The organism is Actinomadura rayongensis (assembly GCF_009831215.1).
Classification (GTDB): Bacteria; Actinomycetota; Actinomycetes; order Streptosporangiales; family Streptosporangiaceae; genus Spirillospora; species Spirillospora rayongensis.
On sequence record NZ_WUTW01000002.1, the window covers coordinates 840,032 to 859,616 of the forward strand.

A 19,585-nucleotide genomic window follows, 5' to 3' on the forward strand; every position below is an offset into this window, starting at 1 on the left:
GTCGATGAGATCACCATACGAGGCGCCCCCTGACCCGGACGATGCCTGAAAGCCGCAGAGTCTTGTCCGTGCGTCTCACCGTAGAGTGGCAACATGGATCCGCTGACGGACGTGCTCGCCCTCGCCCGGGTGCGCGGCACGGTCGCCGCCACGCTCCACGCGGGCGAGGGCTGGGGGCTGGACCTCGCGGAGGTCCCGGGCGCCGCGTTCCACGCCGTCACGGCGGGCACGGCCTGGCTGGACGTGGACGGCGCGTCCCCCCGCCGCCTCATGCCGGGCGACCTCGTGCTGCTCCCGGCGGGCACCCGCCACCGGCTGTCCTCGGATCCCGGCACGTCCTGCGAGCCGTTCGACCACGTCGCGGCCCGGCAGGCGCTCTCCACCGGCGGACGGCTCACCGTCGGCGACGGCCCGCCCGCGACCCGCGTCCTGTGCGCGTCCTACCGGCAGGACGCGGCGGTGAACGCGCCGCTGCTCGGCCTGCTCCCGCCGTTGATCCACCTCCCGGCCGACCCGGACCGGCCGACCGACCACGTCCTGCGGCTGCTCGCGCACGAGATCGCCGTCCCGCGCACCGGAGCGGCCACCGTGCTGGACCGGCTGCTGGACGTCCTGCTCGTCCACATCATCCGCGCCTGGCTTGACACCGAGGACGGGGAGCCGCCCCGCGCGTCCTGGCTGGCCGCGCTGCGCGACCCGCTCGTCGCCGAAGCCCTCGCCGCCCTGCACGCCGACCCCGCCCGCCCCTGGACGCTGGACGACCTCGCGACGCGCCTCGCGGTCTCCCGGGCCACCCTCGCGCGCCGCTTCACCGCCCGCGCCGGCCAGCCGCCGCTCGCCTACCTGACCCGCTGGCGCATGGAACTCGCCGCCCACCGGCTCCGCACGACCGGCGACCCGATCGGCCCCATCGCCCGCTCGGTCGGCTACACGAGCGAATACGCGTTCAACCGCGCCTTCCACCGCGTCTGCGGCGTCACCCCCGGCCGCTACCGCACCGCCAACAACTAGGCGCGGCCGACGATCGTGCCGGCGCGGTCGATGACGATCACGTCGACGGCGACCGGGGCGCCGCGCAGGACGTCCAGGGCCGTCGCGCGGGCGCGGTCCGCGACGAGGTCGCCGAGCGGTTCGCCCGCCGCCTGACAGATCCGCAGCGCGTCCAGCGCGGTGTTCGCGTGCCGGACGCGCTCGGCCGTCGCGGGATCGGCGACCAGCGCGGCGAGCGCGCCGAGATCGACCTGCGAGCGCTTGGAGTGCAGGTCCAGGTGGCCGTTGGCGAGCTTGGCGAGCTTGCCGATGCCGCCCGCGATCGTCAGCCGGGGCACCGGGTGGCGCCGGACGTACTTCAGCACCGCCCCGGCGAAGTCGCCCATGTCGAGCAGCGCGTCGTCCGGCAGCCCGTAGAGGTCGGCGACCGTCCGCTCGGACGTGCTGCCGGTCGCCGCCGCGACGTGCGCGTGCCCGGCGGCGCGCGCGACATCGACGCCGCGCCGGATGCTGTCGATCCACGCTGAGCACGAGTACGGCACGACGATCCCGGTCGTACCGAGGATCGACAGACCGCCGAGGATCCCGAGCCGGGGGTTCCAGGTGCGGCGGGCCAGCTCCTCGCCCCCGTCCACGGAGATCTCCACAATCACGTCGGCGTCCTCGACCGCAGCGCGGATCATGCGGCGCGGCACCGGGTTGATCGCGGGCTCGCCGACGTCCAGCGGCAGGCCGGGCTTGGTGACCGTCCCGACGCCGGGACCGGCCCGGAACACCACGCCCCCGCCGGACGGCCCCGGACGCACCGTCGAGCGAACCAACGCGCCGTGCGTAACATCCGGGTCGTCCCCCGCGTCCTTGACGATCCCCGCCATCGCGACACCCGGCCGCAGCTCCTCCACGGCCAGCGCGAACGCCGGCCGCTCCCCGCGCGGCAGCTCGATGACCACCGGGTCGGGGAACGCGCCAGTACGCAGCGCGGTGAACGCGGCGCGGGTCGCAGCGGTCGCGCAGGCCCCCGTCGTCCACCCTCTCCGAAGCTCGCTCATAGCATCGACAGCATGACAAAGGTGCTGGTCCTCGGCGGGACCGGGGAGGCGCGGACGCTCGCCGACCGCCTCGCCGCGCTGGACGGATACACGGCGATCACCTCGCTCGCGGGCGTGACCGAGCGGCCGGTGCTGCCCGCCGGGGAGGTGCGCGTCGGCGGGTTCGGCGGCGCGGACGGCCTCACGGCGTGGCTGCGTGCCGAGCGTGTGGACGCGGTGATCGACGCGACGCACCCGTTCGCCCGCGTCATGACCGACGCGGCCGTGACCGCCGCGCGCGACGTCGGCGTGCCGCTGGTGGTGCTGCGCCGTCCCGGCTGGACGGAGGGTCCGGACGACCGCTGGATCCGCGTCCCGTCGCTGGACGCCGCCGCCGCGAACCTGCCCGGCGCGCGCGTGTTCCTGACCACGGGCCGCAAGGACCTCGCGCCGTTCGCCGCCGACGACCGCCGCTGGTTCCTGATCCGCTCCGTGGACGAGCCGTCGCCGCCGCTGCCCTTGCGCCACCGCGTCGTCCTGGCGCGCGGCCCGTTCACCGTGGACGAGGAACTGGCCCTCATGCGCGACCACCGCATCGACACGCTCGTCACCAAGGACAGCGGCAGCCCCATGACCGAGGCCAAACTCGCCGCCGCCCGCGCCCTCGGCGTGCCCGTCGTCATGGTGGACCGGCCTCCGCTCCCCGATGTCGCCCGCGTCGAGACGGTCGACGAGGCGCTGGCCTGGCTCATGGGTAGCGTCGGGGCGTGAAAACCGTGTCGCCGGCGCGACGGGTCTGTGACGAGCCGACGATCAGCAGGCAGCGCATGTCGACGTCCGCCGGGTCCAGGTCGGCCAGCGGGACGATCCGGACGCTCTCCGCCGGGCCGCCCACGTCCCGTCCGATCACGACCGGCGTGTCCTTCGCGCGGTGCCGCAGCAGCAGGTCGCGGGCCTCGGCGACCTGGTGGACGCGGGTCTTGGACGCCGGGTTGTAGATCGCGATGACCAGGTCGGACTCGGCGGCTGCGGTGAGGCGGCGCGCGATGACGTCCCACGGCTTGAGGCGGTCCGACAGCGACAGCACGCAGTAGTCGTGGCCGAGCGGCGCGCCCGCGCGGGCCGCGACGGCGTTGGCGGCGGTGACGCCGGGCAGGACGCGCACCGGGACGTCCGGGAACGCCTCGGCGGCCTCCAGCACGGCGGTCGCCATCGCGAACACGCCCGGGTCGCCGGACGAGACGACCGCGACGCGCCGTCCCTCGCGCGCCAGCTCCAGCGCGAACGCGGCGCGGTCCGCCTCGACCGTGTTGCCGGACGGGTGCCGGCGCTGGCGCGCGTTCGGCGCGACGCGGTCCAGGTAGGGGCGGTAGCCGACGAGGTCGTCGGCGGCGGCGAGCGCCTCCTGTGCCTGCGGCGTCAGCCACTCGCGCCCGGCCGGGCCGAGTCCGACGACCGTCACCGCACCGCGCCCCTGCACCGCCCCGGCGACCGTCCCCGCAGCGCGCCGTCCCGAGGCGTCCCCGGCCGAGCCGAGGCCAACGGCCGTCCCCTCGCCGCGCGGCTGCGAGGCGTCCCCGGCCGAGCCGAGGCCGACAGCCGTCCCCTGCCCGCGCGGCTGCACAGCACCGCCCGGGCCGGCGACCGTCTCCGCGCTGCGCGGTTCTGAGGCGTCCTCGGCCGAGCCGAGCCCGACGGTCGTCCCTCGATCGCGCGGCTGCACTGTCCCGGCGACCGTCCCCGCCCTGCGCGGTTGCGAGGCGTCCCCGGCCGGGCCGAGGCCAACGGCCGTCCCCCCATCGCGCGGCTGCACTGCCCCGGCGACTGTCCCCGCGCTGCGCGGTTCCGATGCGTCCCCGGCCGGGCCGAGCCCGACGGTCGTCCCCTCGCCGCGCGACTCCTGCACTGCCCCGGCGGGGCCGATAGCCGTCGCTTCGCTGCCCTGTCCCGAGGCGTCGCCCGCCGGGCCGAGGTTGACGGTCGTTCCCCCGTCGCGCGGCTGTTGTGCTGCCTCGGCCGGGGTGAGGCCGACGGTCGTCGCCTGCGGTGAGTTTGCGGTGGGGAGGGTGCGGCGTGTCTCCTCGTGGATGCGGCTCGGCAGCACCGCGACCGAGAAGTACGGCACGGTGTCGGCGGCGACGTCGGCGAGGCGTTCGATGCGCTGGTCGCCGGTGGTGGCGTGCTCGACGTACCAGGCGTCGTCCAGGCGTTCCGCCCGTTCCAGCGCGGTCCGGACGGCGGTGAACGTGCGGCCGAGTTTCAGGACGACCGCCGAGTCCGCCGCGCGCAGGCGGTCGGCGAGCGCGTCGTCGCCGAGGGTGCCGGGCAGGACGGTCAGCGTCTCGTCCCGCTCGACCAGCGGACGGCCCAGTTCGGCGGACGCCCCCGCGATCGACGTCACGCCCGGCACGACCGTCGTCGGGTAGCGCCCGGCGAGGCGCTTGTGCAGATGCATGTAGGAGCCGTAGAAGAACGGGTCGCCCTCGGCGAGGACGACCACGTCGCGGCCCGCGTCCAGGTGGACGGCGAGGCGGCGCGCGCAGTCCTCGTAGAACGCTTCCATGACCGTCCGGTAGTCGGTCGTCGCCTCGGTCGTCACCGGGTAGATCAGCGGTTCCTCGATCTGCCCGTCGTGCAGATGCGCGGCGGCGATCGCGCGGGCGTGGCTGCGGCCGTGCCGGGCGGCGTGGAACACCACGACGTCGGCGGCCTCGATGAGCCGCGCGGCCTTCAGCGTGATCAGCTCGGGATCGCCGGGTCCGAGCCCGACCCCGTACAGGCGGCCGGTCACGACTCGTCCTCGGCGGCGATCGCGTTCACGGCGGCGGCGGTCATCGCGCTGCCGCCGCGCCGTCCCCGGACGACGAGATGTGGCAGGTCGGACGCGGCGAGCGCCTCCTTGGACTCGGCCGCGCCGATGAACCCGACCGGAATCCCGAGCACCGCCGCCGGACGCGGCGCGCCCGCCGCGACCAGTTCCAGCAGCCGGAACAGCGCGGTCGGGGCGTTGCCGATCGCGACGACGGCGCCGTCCAGCCTGTCGCCCCACAGGTCGAGCGCGGCGGCGCTGCGCGTGGTGCCGAGCCGCGCGGCGAGGTCCGGGACGCGCGGGTCGCCGAGCGTGCAGACGACCTCGTTGCGCGCGGGCAGCCGACGGCGCGTGATCCCGGCGGCGACCATCTCGGCGTCGCACAGCACCGGACGCCCGTCCAGCAGCGCGGCGCGCGCGGCGGCGACGGCGCCCGGCGCGACGTCGAGGTCGTCCACCAGGTCCACCATCCCGCACGCGTGGATCATGCGGACCGCGACGCGGGCGACGTCGGCGGGCAGGCCGTCCAGGTCCGCCTCGGCGCGGATCGTCGCGAACGAGCGCCGGTAGATCTCGGCGCCGTCGCGGACGTAGTCGATCACAGGATCCTCCGTTGGGTGGCGGACGTCGTAACCGGCGGGGGTCGCGACGACGGCGACATGCCGTCCGGCGGGCCGACCGCACTGCCGCTCACAACCGGACCAATGCACAGGCAGCCCACTCGCCTCAGCAAGCACACCAACCGCGCCGCCACCCCCGTCGCTGCGGTCGTCGGCGTGCGTGTCGGGGCGGACGGTGGTGCGGGCGTCGGCGCGGACGTCGGTCAGGGACTTGGCGCAGCCGGGGCGGCCGGCGCATGCGGTGATGCCGTGCCAGGGCGAGCCGGGGTCGAGGACGAGGCCGGCGGCGGTGAGCGCGGCGGCGGTCGCGGGGGTCGTGTCCGGGACGACGACGGTCCGGCGCGGCGTGACGATGATCTCGTGGCCGGTGAGCGCGGCGAGGTGCGCGGGTTCCAGGCGGCCCAGCGGGACGAGTGCCGTGACGGCCGTTCGGCCGTCTTTCTGAAGGGCGATTCCCGGGTCGGGGAATTCGCTGTCCGGGAAGGCAGATGGGGGGCCGCCGAGCAGGCCGAGTTTTTCCGCCGGGTTCTCCAGTTCGGACATGCGCCAGGCCGTTCCGCGCACGGCCAGGAACGTCCGGGCGACGTCCAGCAGGAGGCGCACGGCGTCGGTCGGCGCGACGCGGACGCCGCTGTCGCGACCGGCCAGGACCAGGGCGAACGTCGTCGCGTCGAGGGCGATGACGCCGAGGTCGGGGCGCAGGGCGGTCACGTCGCCGCGGCCGTCGTCGAAGGCGAACAGGAAACGGCCGGGGAGGTCGGCCAGCGCCGGGTCGGCGCACAATTCCGCGTCGAATTGCGTAACGAAGGGACGGACGTCGAGAAAGCCGCGGCCGTCCCGGCCGGAAAGCACGCTCGCGAGGATGTTGCGCACCCGTTCGTGTGCGACGGACGGCAGCAAGCCAGCGTCCTGGAGCCGGGCCGCGAGGGCGACGCCGTCCGCGAGGCCCCGCAGCTGCACGTTGCCGCGCGACGTCAGGTCGAGCCGACCGTCGCCCAGGTCGCGCGCGGCGGCGGCCAGCGCCGCGAAGGCGGACGCGGGCAGCGCGCCGCCGGGCAGCCGGACGCGCGCCAGCAGACCGTCGGCGGCCTGGTGGACGCGGACGGCGCCGGGGCACGCGTCGGGGCCGGAGCGGGTCGTCACAGCCGCCGATCCTAAGCGCCCGGCCCGTCCGAGCTTGACGCGGATGTCCGCGATGACCAGAGTGGTGATCAGCGACAAAGCGGAGGAAGCCGGTGTGAATCCGGCGCGGTCCCGCCACTGTCACCGGGGAGCGAACCCCGTCACAGGCCACTGCGCGAGCGGGAAGGCCGGGGCGAGCGCCGATCCGGGAGCCAGGAGACTCCCCTGTCGCGGCGACCCTTCGATTCGGGGCGAGGACCCCGGGTGAGGACACGACCGCGTGTTTCTGCTGCTGTCCACCTCGGACACCGACCTGCTCAGCGCACGTTCTTCCGGAACAGCGTTCCGTCTCGCCAACCCGTCCCGCGTGGACCCGGCCGACCTGCCCGAACTCGTCGACGGCACCGATCTGGTGATCGTCCGGCTGCTCGGCGGGCGCCGCGCCTGGGAAGAGGGCCTGGACGCGCTGCTGCGCGGCCCGCGGCCCGTCGTCGTGATCAGCGGCGAGCAGGCGCCGGACGCCGAGCTGATGGAGCTGTCCACCGTCCCCGCCGGAGTCGCCGCCGAGGCGCACGCCTACCTCGCACACGGCGGCCCGGCGAACCTGCGCGAGCTGCACCGGTTCCTGTCCGACACCGTCCTGCTGACCGGGCACGGCTTCGCGCCGCCCGCCGCGACGCCCGCCTGGGGCACGCTCGACCGCGCGCCGTCCCCGGGCGACGGCCCGCTGATCGGCGTCCTGTACTACCGCGCGCACCACCTCGCCGGGAACACCGCGTTCGTGGAGACGCTCTGCGCCGCGATCGAGAACGCGGGCGGACGCGCCCTGCCGATCTTCTGCGCGTCCCTGCGCACCGCCGACCAGGCCCTGCTCACCGAGCTCGGCCGCGTGGACGCGCTGGTCGTGACCGTCCTCGCGGCGGGCGGGACGAAACCGGCGCTCGCCGGCGCGGGCGGCGACGACGAGGCGTGGGACGCGGGCGCGCTCGCCGCCCTGGACGTCCCGATCCTGCAAGGCCTGTGCCTGACCGGCGACCGCGCGACGTGGGAGGCGAGCGACGACGGCCTGTCCCCGCTGGACACGGCCACGCAGGTCGCGGTGCCCGAGTTCGACGGACGGCTCATCACCGTCCCGTTCTCGTTCAAGCGCATCGACGAGGACGGCCTGAGCGTCTACGCCGCCGACCCCGAGCGCGCCGCCCGCGTCGCCGGGATCGCGGTGCGGCACGGACGGCTCCGGCACGTCCCGGCCGAGGAGAAGAAGATCGCGCTGATGCTGTCGGCGTACCCCACCAAACACGCACGGATCGGGAACGCGGTCGGCCTGGACACGCCCGCGAGCGTCGTGCGACTCCTCACCGCGCTGCGCGACCACGGCTACGACACCGGCGACGCGCTGCCGGGCGAGGGCGACGCGCTCATGCACGCGCTCATCGCGGCGGGCGGCCAGGACGCCGACTGGCTCACCGAGGAACAGCTCGCGGGCAACCCCGTCCGCATCCCGGTCGCCCGCTATCGCGACTGGTACAAAACACTCCCCGACGGGCTACGCGAAGGTATCGAGCAGCACTGGGGCCCGCCGCCCGGCGAGCTGTTCGTGGACGACGACGCGATCGTCCTCGCCGCGCTGCGCTCCGGCAACGTCGTCGTGCTGGTGCAGCCGCCGCGCGGCTTCGGCGAGAACCCCGTCGCGATCTACCACGACCCGGACCTTCCGCCGAGCCACCACTATCTCGCCGCCTACCAGTGGATCAGGGACGAGTTCGGCGCGCACGCGGTCGTCCACGTCGGCAAGCACGGCAACCTGGAGTGGCTGCCCGGCAAGGCGGCCGGGCTGTCGGCGGCGTGCGGGCCGGACGCCGCGCTCGGCGACCTCCCGCTGATCTACCCGTTCCTCGTCAACGACCCCGGCGAGGGCACGCAGGCCAAGCGCCGCGCGCACGCCACGCTCGTCGACCACCTCATCCCGCCGATGGCGCGGGCCGAGAGCTACGGCGACATCGCGCGGCTCGAACAGCTCCTGGACGAGCACGCCGGCGTCGCCGCGATGGACCCGGCGAAGCTGCCCGCGATCCGCGCGCAGATCTGGACGCTGATCCAGGCCGCCCGGCTGGACCACGACCTCGGGCTGGACGACCGTCCGCACGACGCCGAGTTCGACGACTTCCTGCTGCACGTCGACGGCTGGCTGTGCGAGGTCAAGGACGTCCAGATCCGCGACGGCCTGCACGTCCTCGGCGTCGCGCCGACGGGTTCCGCGCGGGTCGACCTCGTGCTCGCGATGCTGCGCGCGCGCCAGCTCTGGGGCGGCGCGGTGACGCTGCCGGGGCTGCGCGAGGCGCTGGGCCTGGACGAGTCGGGCACCGATCGCACCGGTACCGACACCGTCGAAGCCGAAGCACGGGAACTGGTCGCGGCGATGGAGGCGGCCGACTGGGCGCCCGAGACCGCGGCCGAGCTGGCGGACGGCCCCGTCGCCGACATCCTGCGGTTCGCCGCCACCGAGATCGTCCCCCGCCTGGACCGGACGTCCGACGAGATCGGCATGGTCCTGCACGCGCTGGACGGCGGTTTCGTCCCCGCCGGCCCGAGCGGATCGCCGCTGCGCGGACTGATCAACGTGCTGCCGACCGGCCGGAACTTCTACTCGGTGGACCCGAAGGCCGTCCCGAGCCGGCTCGCCTGGGACACCGGACGCGCCATGGCCGACTCGCTGCTCTCCCGCTACCGCGAGGAGACGGGAATGTGGCCCGAGTCGGTAGGTCTGTCGGTGTGGGGGACGTCGGCGATGCGGACGTCCGGGGACGACATCGCCGAGGTCCTGGCGCTGCTCGGCGTCCGGCCCGTCTGGGACGACGCGTCGCGCCGCGTCACCGGCCTCGAACCGATCCCGCTGGACGAGCTGGGCCGCCCGCGCATCGACGTCACGATCCGCATCAGCGGCTTCTTCCGCGACGCCTTCCCGCACGCGGTGACGATGCTGGACGACGCCGTCCGGCTCGCCGCCGCCCAGGACGAACCGGACGAATCCAACTATGTCCGGGCGCACGTCGCCGCCGACCGCGCCCGCCACGGCGACGAGCGCCGCGCCACGATGCGCGTGTTCGGCTCGCGTCCCGGCGCGTACGGGGCGGGCATCCTGCCGCTCATCGACAGCCGCAACTGGCGCGACGACTCCGACCTCGCCGAGGTCTACGCGGTCTGGGGCGGCTACGCCTACGGGCGCGACCTGGACGGCGTCCCCGCGCGCGACGACATGGAGAACGCCTACCGCCGCATCGCCGTCGCCGCCAAGAACACCGACACGCGCGAGCACGACATCGCCGACTCCGACGACTACTTCCAGTACCACGGCGGGATGATCGCGACCGTCCGGGCGCTGACCGGGACGGCCCCGCGCGCCTACATCGGCGACAGCACGCGGCCCGACGCCGTCCGGACGCGGACGCTGCACGAGGAGACCGCGCGCGTCTTCCGGGCCCGCGTCGTCAACCCGCGCTGGCTCGCCGCGATGCGCCGCCACGGCTACAAGGGCGCGTTCGAGCTGGCCGCGACCGTCGACTACCTGTTCGGGTACGACGCGACGGCCGGTGTCGTGGCGGACTGGATGTACGAAAAGCTCACCCACACCTACGTCTTCGACGCCGAGAACCGATCGTTCTTCGAAAAGTCCAACCCGTGGGCACTCCACGGGATCGCGGAACGTCTGCTGGAGGCCGCCGACCGGGGCCTGTGGGAGCACCCGGAGGCCGCGACGCTGGACGAGCTGCGCCGCGTCTACCTGGAGATCGAGGGCTCCCTGGAAGACGGCGGCTCCGGAGAGTGAATACTGGGGCGGATGGGATTTCTCGGAAGTACGGTGCTGCGGTCGGCCGCCGTCGTCGCCGTTCTGACGGCGGCGGGCTGCGCTGACCGGCCCCCCGCGAGGGACGAGAACCCCGCGCCGACCGTCGCGTCCCTCGCCGCGCCGCTCGGGCCGTACCGGACGTCGACCGCGCTCGTCCCGCGCGGCACCGCCGAGGCGTTCGGCGGCGGAACGATCTACTACCCGTCCGGTCGGCCGCGCGGCGACACGTTCGGCGGCGTGATCATCGCGCCGGGACGCAACGGGAACCAGGGCGGAATGGCCTGGTACGGCCCGCTTCTGGCGTCGCGGGGGTTCGTGGTCTTCGCGATCGACACGCTGCACCTGAAGGACCGTCCGGCCGCCCGCGCGCACGAGCTGGAGGCGGCGATGACGTACCTGACCGTCCACAGCCCCGTCGCGACGCTCGTGGACGCCGACCGGCTCGCCGTGATGGGCCATTCGTTCGGCGGCGGCGCCGCTTTGGAAACGGCGGCGGACCGTCCGACGCTGCGCGCCGCCATTCCGCTGATGCCCTACGACAAGGGGCAGGACTTCTCGAACGTCCGCGTCCCGACGCTGGTCGTGGCGGCGCAGAACGACAAGATCGCGCCGGTGGCCCGGCATGCGCGGCGGTTCTACCAGAGCATTCCGGCGTCGTCCGGCAAGGGCTATCTGGAGATCGCCGGGACGACACATTCGTCGCCGAAGAAGCCGAACACCACGCTGGCCGTCTACGTCATCGCATGGCTGAAACGCTATGTGGACGGCGACCAACGCTACGCGCGCTTCCTCTGCCCCGGACCGCTCGACGACCCGTCGGTCGCCCTCTACCGGAATCCCTGCTCCTAACGCTGCCGGGCCGCCTCGTAAAGCGCGACCGTGGCGGCGTTGGCGGCGTTCAGGGAACTGGCGGTGCCGGTGATGGGAATGCGGGACATGACGTCGCACGCGTCGCGCCAGGCGCCGCTCAGGCCGGCCGTCTCGTTGCCGATGACCAGCAGCGTCGGGCCGGTGAGGTCGACGGCGTCCAGGTCGGCGTCGCCTTTTTCGTCGGTGCCGACGATCGTGAGGCCGTCCACGGTCTTCGCCCAGTCGAGGACGTCGCGCGCCGACCGCGCCCGGACGACCGGAACCGAGAACAGCGATCCCGTCGACGCCCGGACGGCCTTCGGGTCGTAAGGGTCGGCGGAATGGCCGGCGACGATGACGGCGTGGCCGCCGAACGCGTCCACGGACCGCACGATCGTCCCGATGTTGCCCGGGCTCGACGGCCGGTCGAAGACGACGCCGAGGAAGGTCGCGTGCGCGGGCAGGCGCGCGAAGTCGTCGGGCGGGAGTTCGGCGACGGCCAGCAGTTCGGGCGTCTCGTCGTCCTTTTCTCCGAGTTCGCGCATCAGCTCGGCGGAGACCTCGTACCGTTCTCCTGAAGCGCGGTCATGGATATCGCGCGCCCAGGCCGACAAAGGCCGTCCGTCCTCGTGCAGCAACGCCCGGATCGGCCATCCGGCGTCCACCGCCAGGCTGATCGGCCGCACGCCCTGGACCAGGAACTCCCCGGCCCGCTGTCGCTTCGCGCGGTTGCCGAGCAGCGCCTCCCACTGCTGGAACCGGGCATTCCGCCGCGTCACTCGCACGCCCCGAGTCTTCCACAGGGCGCGTCACCGCCAGTCGTGGATCAGCTCCCGGCCGCCCTCGTCGATCACGGTCATGTACACGATGTGGAGCGGGTTGGCCGACGTGAGCTCCAGCTCCTTGTGGTCGCCGGCCGACTCCACGCCGTTGATGAACGGGTCGTCGTCGGCGAGCTTGTCGCGTTCTTCCGGGGTCAGCGACGCGTGCAGCCGGGTGACGGCGTCCTCGCAGCTCGCCGCGCGCTCCAACAGCATGAGCTTCGCACGCGCGTTGGTGTCCAGCAGGGCGCACGCACCGATCGCGTCACCCCGTCCGACGAGGTGGAAGTACGCCTTCAGGGTCTTGCCCTGGTTGCCGAGGTACTGCGAACAGCCGTAGAGCATGCCGCCGAGCGCCCCGACGAACAGGACGGCGCCGGCGACGACCTTCACCGCCGGGGCGATCCGGCGCCGCTCGCCCGGCTCGGGGTCGTCGACGAGCCGCCGGGCGCGGACGCGGTCCACGATCCGGGTTCCAGCCACGCCGAGGACGACGCCCACGACCAGACAAATCGCCGCGATCATGGTGGGAGATCATCCCAGAAATGTCGGACCCGGCCCATAGCCTCGGATTGCAAGGGTCGAGATCGTCCGTCCGGAAAGGGCCTTCGATGGCTGAGCAGACCACCTACCTCGAACTCTCCGAGGACGGCGGCGGCGCGCACAAATATTACGAGGTCGTCCTGTCCGGCACGTCCGTGACCATTACCTATGGACGCATCGGCGCGCCCGGCCAGGCCCGCACGTCCACCTTCGGCACCGAGCGACAGGCCGAGGCGGCGGCGCGCAAGAAGATCGACGAGAAGGTGCGCAAGGGCTACACGCCCGCCGTCCGGGGCGGACGCGCGCCCCGGGCCGTCACGCGCCGCACGATCCGGAGCAGTCGTTCGACGGCGAAGCAGGCGCCCGTTCTGTGGCGGTTCGCCAGCGGCGCCCCCGCGTTCGGGATCTTCGCCGACGAGCAGCGCTGCTGGGTCGGCAACCAGAACGGCGACGTCTTCACCGTCCGCCACGACGGCACCGTGACCGGCCGGTTCAAGCTGCCGGACGGCGTGAAGTGCATCGTCGCCGACGACTTCTGGATCTACGCGGGCTGCGACGACGGCAAGGTCTACGACCTCAGCGGCAAGGTCCCGCACGTCGCCTACGAGATCTCCGCCGACGTCGACATCTACTGGCTCGACATCGACGACGCGATCCTCGGCGTCTCCGACCGGCACGGCCGCGTCACCGCGATCGACCACGAGGACGAGTTCCAGTGGGCCCGCGACGCCGCCGGCGACGCCGCGTGGATGGTCCGCTGCGACGCCGACGCGATCTACCACGGCCACTCGCGCGGCGTCGCGCGCTACGACACCGCCGACGGCACGCCGCGCTGGCAGACGTCCGTGCGCGGCGGCGTCCTGTTCGGCTGGCAGGAGGACGACACCGTCTACGCGGGCACCTCGAACTCGCAGGTCTACCGGCTGGCGAAGGCGGACGGCAAGATCGAGGCGGTCTACCAGTGCGACGCGCCGGTCTTCTCCTGTGCGACCGCGCCGGACGGACGGTACGTCTTCGCGGGCGACAGCTCGTCCTCGATCTACTGCTTCGACCAGGGCGGCGAGCGCCTGTGGAAACTCGGCACCGGTTTCGGGTCGGCGTATTCCATGCAGTTCCTGGACGACCGGCTCTACATCGTCACCACCGACGGCAGCCTGGCCTGCGTGGACGCGAGCGCGACGGCGGTCGAGGCGGCGAACGCGGGCAGCGTCCCCGCGCCGCTGGACGTCAAGGCCGCCTCGACCCTGACCGCCGTCGAGCCGACGACGACGCTCGCCACCGCCACGAGCGCGGACGACGGCGTCGTGGTCGAGTGCTACCAGGACGGCGGGCGCGTCCGCGTCCGCGTGACGAGCCCCGGCTACCGCTCCGACTGGCGCGTCCAGTTCCCGAAGGACATCCGCGAACCGAACGCGCGCTACGTCGTCGAGGAGATTCGCCCGTCCCAGCAGGGCGGCTTCTACCGGGCCCACGGCGAGATCAAACGCCTCCTCTGACCCCGGCCGCGCGGGCGGTCCGCCGCGCCCATCGTCCAGCTCCCGCACGAAGGGCCCGGCGTGGCCGCCTCGGCGCGCTCAGCGATCTCGTCCAGTTCTTCGTCGCTCAATCCCGTCACCGCCGGCACGCACGGCCGGAGACGGCCAGCGCGGACGGCCGCCGTCCGTGCGAGCATCGACCCATGCGCGATGATCTTCAGGGGAAGGCCGAGCCGTCGTCCGCCCGCGTCTACGACTACCTCATCGGCGGAACCGAGAACTTCCCCGCCGACCGCCAGGCCGCCGACGCGATTCTGACCGACTGGCCCGAACTCCGCCCGGCCGCCCGCGCGAACCGCGCCTTCCTCTCCCGCGTCGTCGCCGACCTCACCCGTCGCGGATTCCGCCAGTTCCTCGACCTCGGCTCCGGCCTTCCCACCCAGGAGAACGTCCATGAGGTGGCCCAGCGCATCGCCCCCGAAACCCGCGTCGTCTACGTGGACAAGGACCCGACGGCCATCGCCCACGGTCGCGCGCTCCTGCGCGGCTCCCCGAGGAGCCGCTACCTCGCCGCCGACATCCGCGACGTCCCCGACGTTCTGCGCGCGGCGAGCGCGACCGGGCTCATCAACTACGACGAGCCGCTCGTCCTTCTCATGGTCGCCGTTCTGCCGTTCATCCAGGAATCCGACGACGCCCACGGGCTCATCTTGAAATACACCACGGCGCTAGCACCTGGGAGTCGCCTGGTCTGCTCAGGCATGGTCTCCGACACCGCGTCGCCTGAAGCTCTAGCCCGCATTCACGGACAGTTCGACAACGCCCCGTCCCCCGCGTTCATCCGGACGAGAGCCCAAGTCGACGCCGTTCTCAAGGACCTGCGTCCGGAACCGCCCGGCCTGGCCAACGTCCGCACCTGGCCCGCCCCGGGGCCGGAGGACGAGTTCCCCCTCAACTACGGCGGCGTCCTCATCGTCTGAACGCGGTCAGTAGAGGCGCGACTGCCGCCGGCGGAGCTTCGGGGGCCGGTGACCACTCTCGCGGATCTCGGCCAATTGGCGCTCCAAGCAGGCCGCATGAACCCTTCGTCCTCGTATTAACGCGAACGCCGGCACCCGTCCTCAACTCACCGACGCTCCCCACCCTTCTCCGTTCCGTCGCCGCCCGGTGCGAGGAGTTCGGCCAGTCGAAGGGTGTCCTGGAGGTAGCGCTCGTAGGGGAAGCCGGCCGCGACGAGCGCGGCGCGGAACTCGTCGTAGAGCGGCTTCCCGGCGGTGTGGAACGCCTTCCGGCCCGCGTCGGTGAGCCTGACCAGACGCCGCCGCGCATGCGCCGGGTCGACGGTGACCTGCACCAGTCCGTCGGCTTCGAGCGGTCGGAGCGCCCGGCTGATCGCCGGGTCGGACACCGACATCGCCTGCGCCAGCCGGTGCTGCGTCGCCGGTTCGAGATCCTCCACCGCGCCCAGCAGCCGGATCTGGCTGTAGGTCAGGCCGTCCCGGTCGTCGGTGCGTCGCCGGGCCGCCTCGCCCAGCAGCATGACCACGCGGTGCAGCAGGTCTGCGAGTCCTTCGTCCACGGCACCAGCATAGCGGAGTGTTGACAGGTTAATATTAACGACGCAAGATTGAGCCATGGACACCATCGGATACATCGCCCAGTCGGCCTTCCCCCTCATCTGGATCCTGGTCCCGGCCATCGGCGCCTTCGTGCGAACCCGCCGCGTCCCGTCACGCCGGGAACGGCTGGAGATCTGGCAGCGCTGGTGGGCCGTCGGCGCCTTCGGCATCGGCAGCCTGTGGATGACGTTCGCGTTCCTCACCGTCCCGGACGTCATGGCCACCGCGATCGGCTTCCACCGGACGCCCTTCATGTTCGAGATCGCCGTCGCCAACCTCGGGCTGGCCGTCATGGGCTTCCGGGCCGCCTCCGCCACGCCGCGCGAGCGCATCACCATCGGGCTCGGCGGCGGGATGTTCCTCTGGGGAGCCCTGATCGGCCACGTCTACCAGTGGTTCGCCAACGGCGACCACGCCCCCGGCAACACCGGCGGCGTCCTCGTCACCGACCTCCTGATCCCGGCCGTCATGATCGTCCTGGCCGTGCGATCCCTGCGGCCGGCCGCCACCGATCGACGCGAAGGCGAAGCCTTCCCCGCCGCGGTCGCGTGAGTCCAGGGGCCGATGGCCGCACGCCGTCGGGCAGGGCCAGGCCGTAGACGCCGACGTTGGGAACGCCGAGCCGCACGGTCCCGCGACCGAGGTCGCCGGACCGTGCGGCTCGGGATCATTCGGCGTCCCCGGGCCAGCCGAGGACGCGATCGGCCCGCACGTCGCGCAGGCACGCGCCGGTGAGGTCGGCTCCCGTGACGTCCGTGCGCCCGTGCGGGTCGGACCCGGTGTTGACCCAGGTCAGCCGACCGCCGGTGAGGTCGGTGTCGCGCAGGTCCGCGCCGCGCAGGTCGCATCCGGCCAGTGACACGCCGCGCAGCGAGGCGCCGCGCAGGTCCGCGTCCCGCAGGTCGCACAGCGTGAACGAGCAGCCGTCCAGGGTCGCGTGCCGCAGGTCCGCGCCGACGAACGCGCACCGCCTGAACCACAACCGCTGCGTCCGCAGGGACGTCAGGTCCAGCCCGTCGAAGACCTGCCGCTCGACCCGCGCGCCGTACCCCAGCGACGACAGCACCTGTTTCACCGCGTGGCCGCGGACTCCGCGCAGGCCGGATGTCCCCACTTGCCGTTCGCGTGCTTGACGACCTTCTCCCCGGCCGCGAACCGCTGCCCGCAACCGCACGTCCCGGGGTATTTGGCGGTGATGCCCCCCGACCGCGCGGCCTGGCGGGGCACCGCGGCCCGCCGGGGAGCGACCTCGTCGGGCGCCTCGGGAACGTCGTCCGCGCTGGTCCCGCCGTCGGCCTGCTGGGTGGTCGCCGCCGCGCTCGCCGCCCGGTCGGCGAGCGCGTTGAGGACGTCACCGTCCACCTGGTGCGCCGCGACGTGGACGAACCGGACCGTCCGGCCGACGAGCAGCGCGTCGATCGCCTCGATGATCTCCCGGTTGGCGACGGGCTTCTTGGACGCGGTCATCCACCCCCGCGCCTTCCATCCCGGCAGCCATTTGGTCACGGCCTGCATGGCGTAGGTGGAGTCCATGCGGATCTCCAGATCGGCCGCCGGATCGACGGCGCCCAGCAGCTCGCGCAAGGCCGTCAGCTCGGCGATGTTGTTCGTCGCCCGGCCCAGCGGACCGGACGCCCACCGCACGACGCGCTCATCGGGATCCGCGATGACCCAGCCCCACCCGGCCGGGCCGGGATTGTTCTTGCAAGCACCGTCACACGCGGCCACGACACGATTCGCCATCCGCCCATCGTGCCAGGATCGGCCCCGCCGGGATCACCAGGGCACGACCCCGGCGTCCTCGAAGAACCCGCCGGACGGCCCGTCGTCGGGCAGCGTCGCGAGCCGGACGGCGATCGCCGCGCCCTCCCCAGCGGTGCGAACGCCGCGGAACCCGTTGAGGTCCGTCGCGCAGTAACCCGGGCAGGCGGCGTTGATCAAGACGCCGGTGCCGCGCAGTTCCTTGGCGTACTGGACGGTGACGGCGTTGAGGAACGTCTTCGACGGCGAGTACGCGACCGCCACCGGCCCCGTGACGTTGGGGTCGTCCGAGGCGGTCTGCCGGGTGAGGGACCCGACGCTGCTGGACATGTTCACGATCCGCGGCGACGCCGAGCGCCGCAGCAGCGGAAGCATCGCGTTGGTGACGCGGATGACGCCGAGCACGTTGGTCTCGACAGCCGTCCGCACCGTTTCGATATCGACCGTGGACGGCATCTGCGGCATCCCGCCGGTCACCCCGGCGTTGTTGACGAGCACGTCGAGCCGTCCGGCGCGCTCCTCGACCAGCGCAGCGGCGGCCGTGACGCTCGCGTCGTCGGTGACGTCGAGCGGGACGGCGAACGCGTCGACCCCGTCCGCGCGCAGCTTCGCCACGGCGGCGTCCCCGCGCTCGGCGTCCCGGGAGCCGACGCCAACGCTCCAACCGAGCGCGCCCAGCCCCAGGGCGATCTCGTACCCAATACCTTTGTTAGCGCCGGTCACCAGCGCAATCGTCTGCTCCCTCATGCCCACCATGCTGTCCGCGTACCCGGCGAGAGCGCCAACACCGTTTCGGTGCCGGACGATACCCGCCGGGTATCGCATACGGTGGCGGACATGGAAACGCGCGAGCTGCGCTACTTCGTCGCCGTCGCCGAAGAGCTGCACTTCGGCCGCGCCGCGCAACGGCTGGGCATGGCGCAACCGCCACTCTCCCGGGCGATCCAGCAACTGGAACGCCGCCTGGGGGTGACGCTCCTGGAGCGGACCAACCGCACCATCACCCTGACCGAGCCCGGCTCCGTCCTCCTCCGCGAGGCCCGGGCAGCCTTGGACGCGGTAACCGCCGCCGAACGCCGCACTCGCCGCGCCGCCACCGGCCGTCCGGGCCTGGTCCTCGTCACGAAAGCCGGGGCGGCCGGCGAACTGCTGTCGAAACTGCTCGACGCTTACGCCGCCGAACCCGGATCGGTCACGGTGGACGTCCTCCTCTGCGGAATAGGCGAGCAAGGGAAAGTCCTCCGCGACGGCCGCGCCGACGTGGCCCTCCTCCACCGCCCCTTCGACTCAACGGCCGGCCTGGACACCGAAGACCTGCACACCGAAGGCCAAGTGGCGATCATCCCCGCCGGCCATCCCCTCACCATGCGCCCGCACCTGCGGACGGCGGACGTCACCGCGCTGCCCGACCTCCCCCTGCCGCGCTGGCCCGGCCGCAACGGCACCTACCCCGACGGCCCCGGCCCCGAAGCCCACGACACGACGCAGCTCTACCAGCTCATCGCCCTGGGCCGCGCCGCCGCGATCCTCCCCGAATCCAGCCGCGCCACCCTGCCGCCCGGCGTAGCAGCAATCCCCGTCCTGGACGCCCCGCCCGTCACCACAGTGATCGCCTGGCCCCCGCACGCCCGCTCCCGCGCTCTGGCCACCCTCATCCGAACCGCCACCCGCCTTTGACCCGCCCACGCGGTCAGTAAAGGCGCGACTGCCATTGGCGGAGCTTCATATGCTGGAGTCGCGTCAGTTCGGGGGGCCGGTGGCCGCGCTCGCGGATCTCGGCCAGGAAATCGTCGGGCAACGCCAGGCCGTAAACGCGGACGTAATAGGCCAGGTCCTGCGGCCACACCCAGATTCCGTCGCTGTGGAGCGACGGGCCGCCCGCCAGCTCCTGCGCCCCTGGCACGAGGCGCCCCGTGATCGCGTCCGCGCTCGCCTCCATGACGATCGTCACCCATTCGGCGCCCATCAGGTACTGGCAGACCTCGGCAGCGTCGTCCAGCCGCACCCCGCGCCGCGCCTCGTGAATCGAAGGGAGATCCACGCCCCGGAAATGCCCCAGCTCGCGGTAGAAACCCACGATCTTGAATCCGTTCAGCTGCAT

18 protein-coding genes, 1 pseudogene and 1 riboswitch are annotated in these 19,585 nt (G+C 73.1%); of the genes and pseudogenes, 8 read left to right on the forward strand and 11 right to left on the reverse strand.

From position 1 onward, the window contains the following. The first annotated feature begins 93 nt into the window (after positions 1–93). A complete protein-coding gene (locus GQ466_RS13185) occupies positions 94–1,011 on the forward strand; it encodes an AraC family transcriptional regulator (protein WP_161103144.1) in 918 nt (305 codons plus the stop codon). On the opposite strand, the gene GQ466_RS13190 is transcribed toward GQ466_RS13185, so the two are convergent. Continuing rightward, entirely contained in the window at positions 1,008–2,039 is a 1,032-nt protein-coding gene (locus GQ466_RS13190; RefSeq protein ID WP_161103145.1) for a cobalt-precorrin-5B (C(1))-methyltransferase, read from the reverse strand. The two genes, GQ466_RS13185 and GQ466_RS13190, sit on opposite strands and share 4 nt — an antisense overlap. Positions 2,040–2,051: 12 nt before the next feature. On the opposite strand from GQ466_RS13190, the gene GQ466_RS13195 reads away from it, so the two are divergent. Then, positions 2,052–2,789: a cobalt-precorrin-6A reductase gene (locus GQ466_RS13195; protein ID WP_161103146.1), complete on the forward strand. Its 738-nt coding sequence runs from the start codon at positions 2,052–2,054 to the stop codon at positions 2,787–2,789. Here GQ466_RS13195 and GQ466_RS33240 read toward each other — a convergent pair. The 3 genes and pseudogenes from GQ466_RS33240 to GQ466_RS31535 form a co-directional block, all read right to left on the reverse strand. Continuing rightward, on the reverse strand, positions 2,767–4,809 hold the full coding sequence (locus tag GQ466_RS33240) for a precorrin-2 C(20)-methyltransferase (protein ID WP_161103147.1): 2,043 nt from the start codon (positions 4,807–4,809) through the stop codon (positions 2,767–2,769). The two genes, GQ466_RS13195 and GQ466_RS33240, sit on opposite strands and share 23 nt — an antisense overlap. Continuing rightward, positions 4,806–5,429, reverse strand: a complete 624-nt coding sequence (locus tag GQ466_RS31530; RefSeq protein ID WP_337193507.1) for a precorrin-8X methylmutase — start codon at positions 5,427–5,429, stop codon at positions 4,806–4,808. Before GQ466_RS31530 ends, GQ466_RS33240 begins: the two co-directional genes overlap by 4 nt. Before the next feature lie 966 nt (positions 5,430–6,395). Continuing rightward, positions 6,396–6,590: pseudogene (locus GQ466_RS31535) on the reverse strand (nitrite reductase); the annotation flags it as partial. 40 nt (positions 6,591–6,630) lie between these two features. Next, positions 6,631–6,812: riboswitch (cobalamin riboswitch) on the forward strand. Between the two features lie 37 nt (positions 6,813–6,849). Here GQ466_RS31535 and cobN point away from each other — a divergent pair. Both cobN and GQ466_RS13220 read left to right on the forward strand, forming a co-directional pair. Continuing rightward, entirely contained in the window at positions 6,850–10,395 is a 3,546-nt protein-coding gene (gene cobN, locus GQ466_RS13215) for a cobaltochelatase subunit CobN (protein WP_161103148.1), read from the forward strand. Between the two features lie 12 nt (positions 10,396–10,407). After that, positions 10,408–11,265, forward strand: coding sequence for an alpha/beta hydrolase family protein (locus tag GQ466_RS13220; RefSeq protein WP_161103149.1), 858 nt, complete (start codon positions 10,408–10,410; stop codon positions 11,263–11,265). On the opposite strand, the gene GQ466_RS13225 is transcribed toward GQ466_RS13220, so the two are convergent. After that, the gene (locus GQ466_RS13225) at positions 11,262–12,050 is read right to left on the reverse strand and encodes a TrmH family RNA methyltransferase (protein ID WP_161103150.1); all 789 of its coding nucleotides are present in this window, start codon (positions 12,048–12,050) and stop codon (positions 11,262–11,264) included. The two genes, GQ466_RS13220 and GQ466_RS13225, sit on opposite strands and share 4 nt — an antisense overlap. A gap of 24 nt (positions 12,051–12,074) precedes the next feature. Continuing rightward, on the reverse strand, positions 12,075–12,611 hold the full coding sequence (locus GQ466_RS13230; protein ID WP_161103151.1) for a hypothetical protein: 537 nt from the start codon (positions 12,609–12,611) through the stop codon (positions 12,075–12,077). Positions 12,612–12,697: 86 nt separating this feature from the next. Here GQ466_RS13230 and GQ466_RS13235 point away from each other — a divergent pair, with 86 nt between their 5' ends. Both GQ466_RS13235 and GQ466_RS13240 read left to right on the forward strand, forming a co-directional pair. Beyond that, positions 12,698–14,125, forward strand: coding sequence for a WGR domain-containing protein (locus GQ466_RS13235; protein ID WP_161103152.1), 1,428 nt, complete (start codon positions 12,698–12,700; stop codon positions 14,123–14,125). Between the two features lie 182 nt (positions 14,126–14,307). After that, positions 14,308–15,084: an SAM-dependent methyltransferase gene (locus GQ466_RS13240; RefSeq protein WP_161103153.1), complete on the forward strand. Its 777-nt coding sequence runs from the start codon at positions 14,308–14,310 to the stop codon at positions 15,082–15,084. Between the two features lie 146 nt (positions 15,085–15,230). On the opposite strand, the gene GQ466_RS13245 is transcribed toward GQ466_RS13240, so the two are convergent. Continuing rightward, positions 15,231–15,683 carry a MarR family transcriptional regulator gene (locus tag GQ466_RS13245; protein WP_161103154.1) on the reverse strand — a complete coding sequence of 151 codons (453 nt, stop codon included), beginning with the start codon at positions 15,681–15,683 and terminating at the stop codon, positions 15,231–15,233. Between the two features lie 55 nt (positions 15,684–15,738). Here GQ466_RS13245 and GQ466_RS13250 point away from each other — a divergent pair, with 55 nt between their 5' ends. Beyond that, positions 15,739–16,275: a DUF6790 family protein gene (locus GQ466_RS13250; RefSeq protein ID WP_161103155.1), complete on the forward strand. Its 537-nt coding sequence runs from the start codon at positions 15,739–15,741 to the stop codon at positions 16,273–16,275. Positions 16,276–16,390: 115 nt separating this feature from the next. Here the strand turns inward: GQ466_RS13250 and GQ466_RS31540 are convergent, their stop codons facing one another. Genes GQ466_RS31540 through GQ466_RS13265 form a run of 3 tightly spaced genes read right to left on the reverse strand, consistent with a single transcriptional unit; the run spans position 16,391 to position 18,231 of the window. After that, a complete protein-coding gene (locus GQ466_RS31540) occupies positions 16,391–16,798 on the reverse strand; it encodes a pentapeptide repeat-containing protein (RefSeq protein ID WP_161103156.1) in 408 nt (135 codons plus the stop codon). Further along, positions 16,795–17,466: a ribonuclease H family protein gene (locus tag GQ466_RS13260; RefSeq protein ID WP_161103157.1), complete on the reverse strand. Its 672-nt coding sequence runs from the start codon at positions 17,464–17,466 to the stop codon at positions 16,795–16,797. The genes GQ466_RS31540 and GQ466_RS13260 overlap by 4 nt, the downstream gene beginning before the upstream one ends. 33 nt (positions 17,467–17,499) lie before the next feature. Next, entirely contained in the window at positions 17,500–18,231 is a 732-nt protein-coding gene (locus GQ466_RS13265) for an SDR family oxidoreductase (protein WP_161103158.1), read from the reverse strand. Positions 18,232–18,321: 90 nt separating this feature from the next. Here GQ466_RS13265 and GQ466_RS13270 point away from each other — a divergent pair, with 90 nt between their 5' ends. Then, positions 18,322–19,161: a LysR family transcriptional regulator gene (locus GQ466_RS13270; RefSeq protein ID WP_161103159.1), complete on the forward strand. Its 840-nt coding sequence runs from the start codon at positions 18,322–18,324 to the stop codon at positions 19,159–19,161. A 13-nt stretch (positions 19,162–19,174) separates the two neighbouring features. On the opposite strand, the gene GQ466_RS13275 is transcribed toward GQ466_RS13270, so the two are convergent. Continuing rightward, positions 19,175–19,585, reverse strand: coding sequence for a hypothetical protein (locus tag GQ466_RS13275; RefSeq protein WP_161103160.1), 411 nt, complete (start codon positions 19,583–19,585; stop codon positions 19,175–19,177).